Annotated in this window: 5 protein-coding genes and 1 pseudogene; 3 read left to right on the plus strand and 3 right to left on the minus strand. The window is 65.9% G+C overall.

Annotation, left to right across the window (positions count from 1 at the left end):
• Positions 1-141, minus strand: a pseudogene (locus ABGA94_RS04070) (phosphate ABC transporter, permease protein PstA); the annotation flags it as partial.
• A gap of 161 nt (positions 142-302) precedes the next feature.
• Here ABGA94_RS04070 and ftrA point away from each other — a divergent pair.
• The 3 genes from ftrA to ABGA94_RS04085 all read left to right on the plus strand — a co-directional run bounded on the left by ftrA (position 303) and on the right by ABGA94_RS04085 (position 2407).
• Entirely contained in the window at positions 303-1304 is a 1002-nt protein-coding gene (ftrA, locus tag ABGA94_RS04075; protein WP_375366463.1) for a transcriptional regulator FtrA, read from the plus strand.
• A gap of 94 nt (positions 1305-1398) precedes the next feature.
• Entirely contained in the window at positions 1399-1842 is a 444-nt protein-coding gene (locus ABGA94_RS04080) for a BLUF domain-containing protein (RefSeq protein WP_065185141.1), read from the plus strand.
• Between the two features lie 148 nt (positions 1843-1990).
• A complete protein-coding gene (locus ABGA94_RS04085) occupies positions 1991-2407 on the plus strand; it encodes a chemotaxis protein CheW (RefSeq protein WP_375366465.1) in 417 nt (138 codons plus the stop codon).
• Between the two features lie 11 nt (positions 2408-2418).
• On the opposite strand, the gene ABGA94_RS04090 is transcribed toward ABGA94_RS04085, so the two are convergent.
• Both ABGA94_RS04090 and ABGA94_RS04095 read right to left on the minus strand, forming a co-directional pair.
• Entirely contained in the window at positions 2419-2919 is a 501-nt protein-coding gene (locus ABGA94_RS04090; protein WP_095377715.1) for a hypothetical protein, read from the minus strand.
• Between the two features lie 92 nt (positions 2920-3011).
• Entirely contained in the window at positions 3012-3599 is a 588-nt protein-coding gene (locus tag ABGA94_RS04095) for a TetR/AcrR family transcriptional regulator (RefSeq protein ID WP_065185146.1), read from the minus strand.
• Positions 3600-3728: the final 129 nt, after the last annotated feature.

Here is a 3728-nt window from a genome sequence, read left to right on the forward strand (position 1 = left end):
GAACGCCGAGAAGTTGCCGCCGGTCTGCATCACGTACAGCGTGTACACGAACAGGCCCAGCACGATGGACGGCGCCGACAGCAGGATGTCGTTGACGAAGCGGACCACGGTGCCGGCCTTGCGGGCGTTGCCATACTCGGCGGCTCTACGCGACGGCGTCAGATGCATCCCCCCTGCCGGTATTGAGCCGAGCGTGGGCTCGGCTCTACAAGAGGGGAGCGACCGCTCCATATGCCTGGCAGGCATCACCTCATGCCCGCGCACCACGCAGCGCCACGCATCTCCACCCGTAGCATCAAACCATGCCCAGCCCACCCGCCGATCCCACCGCGCCGCTCGTCACCATCGTCGCCTGCCACGGCCAGGGGCTGTTCGAGTTCGGTTGTGCGGTTGGCCTGTTCGCACCGGTGCGGCCAGAACTGGGCGTGGCCTGGTACCGCCCCCAGCTGTGCGCGGGTGAACCCGGCGCACTGCGCATGCTCGGCAATGTACAGGTGCAGCTGCCCTACGATCTCAGCACTGTTGATGACGCCGACATCATCGTCATTCCCGGATGGCGCGAACCCAGCGAACGCCCGCCGCAGGCACTGCTCGATGCACTCATCCGCGCCCACGCCCGTGGCGCACGCATCGCCTCGATCTGCTCTGGCGCCTTCGTGCTGGCCTGGGCCGGGCTGCTCGATGGCCGCCCGGCCACCACCCACTGGCGCCTCACCGAAGCGCTGGCACGCGACTTTCCGCGCATCGATGTGCGCGAAGACGTGCTGTACGTCGATACCGGCAACGTCATCACCTCGGCCGGCTCGGCCACCGGCATGGACATGATGCTGCACATGGTGCGCAAGGATTACGGCGCACGCGTGGCCAACCTGGTGGCCGAACGGCTGGTGCTGGCGCCATGGCGTGATGCCGAACGCAGCCAGCGTGTCAGCCGGGCCATTCCCAATGGCGAGCCCTCGCGTCTGGCAAAACTGATGGAATGGATGCGCCGCAACCTGCGCGAGCCGCACTCGCTGGGCAGTCTTGCCGAGCAGGCCGCGCTCAGCCAGCGCACGCTGCAGCGGCAGTTCCTGGAAGCCACCGGCCTGTCACCCATCGACTGGCTGATCCGCGAGCGCGTGGCATTCGCCCGCGAGCTGCTGGAAACCACCGACCGGCCGCTGCAGTGGATTGCCGAGCAGGCCGGCTTTGGTTCGCAGGAGTCGTTCCGCCGGCACTTCCGCGGCCAGGTGGACGCCAGTCCTACCCAATACCGCAGCCAGCATCGCGGCGGAATTGGCGCGGATCGGTTGGTGGGCTGCTGATCCAACGCATCACTCCCGATGATGCGTGAGGAAAGGCTCACGGCAGGCTATGGCGCCCCACGTATAGTGACGGGCGTCACAAGAAGCCCCTTCCATGCTCCACGCATTTGCCTACTCCAGCCACATGTCGGCTGGGCTTTCCGATGAAATGCTCCGGCAGATCGTCTCCCGCTCTGCCACGTTCAACCGTCGCGTGGACGTTACCGGAGCGCTGCTCGTCGACGGGCAGCGGTTTTTCCAGTACGTCGAAGGTCCGCCCGACGGCCTGGAGGCGGTCAAGCGCCGCATCCATGACAGTCGCTCGCATGCTGCCGTCGTTCCGGTACTGGACATGGCCATCAGCGCGCGTGCTGTTCCCTATTGGGCCATGACCCGCATCGAGACCGGGCAGGTCGTGGTGTCCGGCCTGGTCAATGCACGATGGGACGAATTCGGCCATTCCGTTCCGGGCATGGATCAGCTCGTCGGCCTGCTGCGTCCGCACTTTCCGCGCATCGGCCCGCTCAGTGCGCACCATGCGCCCGTCGGATCCAGCTGAACCGCCGCCTTGCGCGCGTAGTCCCACGCGGCCGCGTGCTCCCTGCAGACGTCATCATTCAAGCCGCGTTACCCATCGTTCCTGCCAGATCCACAGCATGCCTGTACCCGCTCAACCTTCAACGCAAACACGTGCCTCGCCCGCCGAGTTGTTCGAGGTCGTCGTCCTTCGTGCAGGCACGGCCCTGTTCGCGATCGACGTACAGGTGGCCGTGGAAATACGCGGCCCCGAGACTTTCGGCCCTGCAGATCAGCATGGCAGGCGGAACCTGGAGGTACGAGGGCAGCCATTGCCGGTGGCCGACCTGCGCAGGCTCAGCGGGCAACCGGCGTTCGATGGCGGCAGCCCAGCCATGCTGTTGATCAGCGCCGGCACCGCAACCGTGGCGCTAGCGGTAGATGAAGTGCTGGAAATCGAAACACCGGACGCATCTCCAGACGCAGCCTCGCCGGCGCAGGGTCGACCGTTCAACTTCTGCAGCCGGCACGTTCGGGTGGATGCCACACGTTCGGCTGCGCTGATCGAACCGCAGTCGCTGCTGGCCGCGCTCGCGGTGCGGGACTGAGGCGCCTCTGCTCAAGGGCGCCTGCGAACCGGTTGAAACCGCATGCGCCAGCACTGCGCGGCAAAGCCGATCACAAACACCACCGCCAATCCCAGCAACGTGTGCAGCACCACCGGTGCCATCGGCGCAGCCGCAATGGGATGGTTCACCGGCAACCGTGTCAGCGTTTCATTCACGCCTGGCACCAGCGACAGCAGGAAGCTGAAGGACAGCGCAAATGTCGACAGGTAAGGTGCGGCGCCACCCAGCCAGCGCAGCCGGGCCGCCAGCACGCCGCCGAACGCCACCAGCAGCACGATCACTCCGAATGCGTGGCCCGGGTTGATCCCGCCCGTACTGGAGACGGTGAACGACGTTGCCACCGACAGCACCAGCCCAAGCAGGTACAGCTTGCCGGAGCGTGTCGCGGGGTCGATCGCGCGATGGCGAATGAAGGCATACAGGCCGGCGAACACCGGTACAAGGCTGACGGCCGTATGGATCACGCCCAGCGTGGACAGAGAGTGCGACATGGAACATCTCCAAGGGTTGATTGAACCTACTAGTAGGTAGACTTCTAGATCAAAGAAAAGGCCTACGTTGCCGCAGGCCCAGCACACATCCATCAGGCAGCCGCGCTCACCCGCGCGATGGCCAGCCGTGCCAGCGCAGCAAACGTCGCCGCATCGCCGAAACCGCGCGCGGCCAGCATCGCGCCATGCACCGAGGACATGAACGCTCTAGCCTCATCGGCCACCGGACCCTGCAGGCGCAGTTGACCCAGCGCCGCGCCCTTCTCCAGCGTCACCGTCAGCCACCCGCTCAGATCCTCGAAATGCCCGCGTACTTCTTCGGCAATCTCCGCAGGGATCATCGGCGCCTCTGCCGCCAGCATCGCGCAGATGCAGAACGAAGACGTGCCACCGGCAATACAGCTCGACCAGTAGTCCACATAAGCGTTGAGCTCCTGCAGCGGGTCGTCCAGCTGCCGGTCCAGCAGCGCCAGGCCTTCGCGCGCCTCGGCCCGGTACAGCTCAACCACCGTGCGCACCAGGTCCGCCTTGCTGGGGAAGTGGTGATGGATGCTGGCCTTGCTGATGTTCACCCGCGCCGACACGTCGGCGTAGCTGAAGCCGTTGTAGCCACCGGCCTCCAGCAGCGAACGGGCGTGGGCCAGGATCTCTTGGGCCTTGGGCGAGAGCGGCTCTTTCATGTCGTCAACCTACTAGTAGGTTGACTCACTGTCAACTCCCCGCTGCGAGGTCGGCAGCATCTGGTAGTGCCGGCCGCTGGCCGGCAACTGCACGCCCCTGACTCCACCGGGATGCCGGCCAGCGGCCGG

This window comes from Stenotrophomonas sp. 3diitr2024 (genome assembly GCF_042136455.1).
Lineage (GTDB): Bacteria > Pseudomonadota > Gammaproteobacteria > Xanthomonadales > Xanthomonadaceae > Stenotrophomonas > Stenotrophomonas sepilia.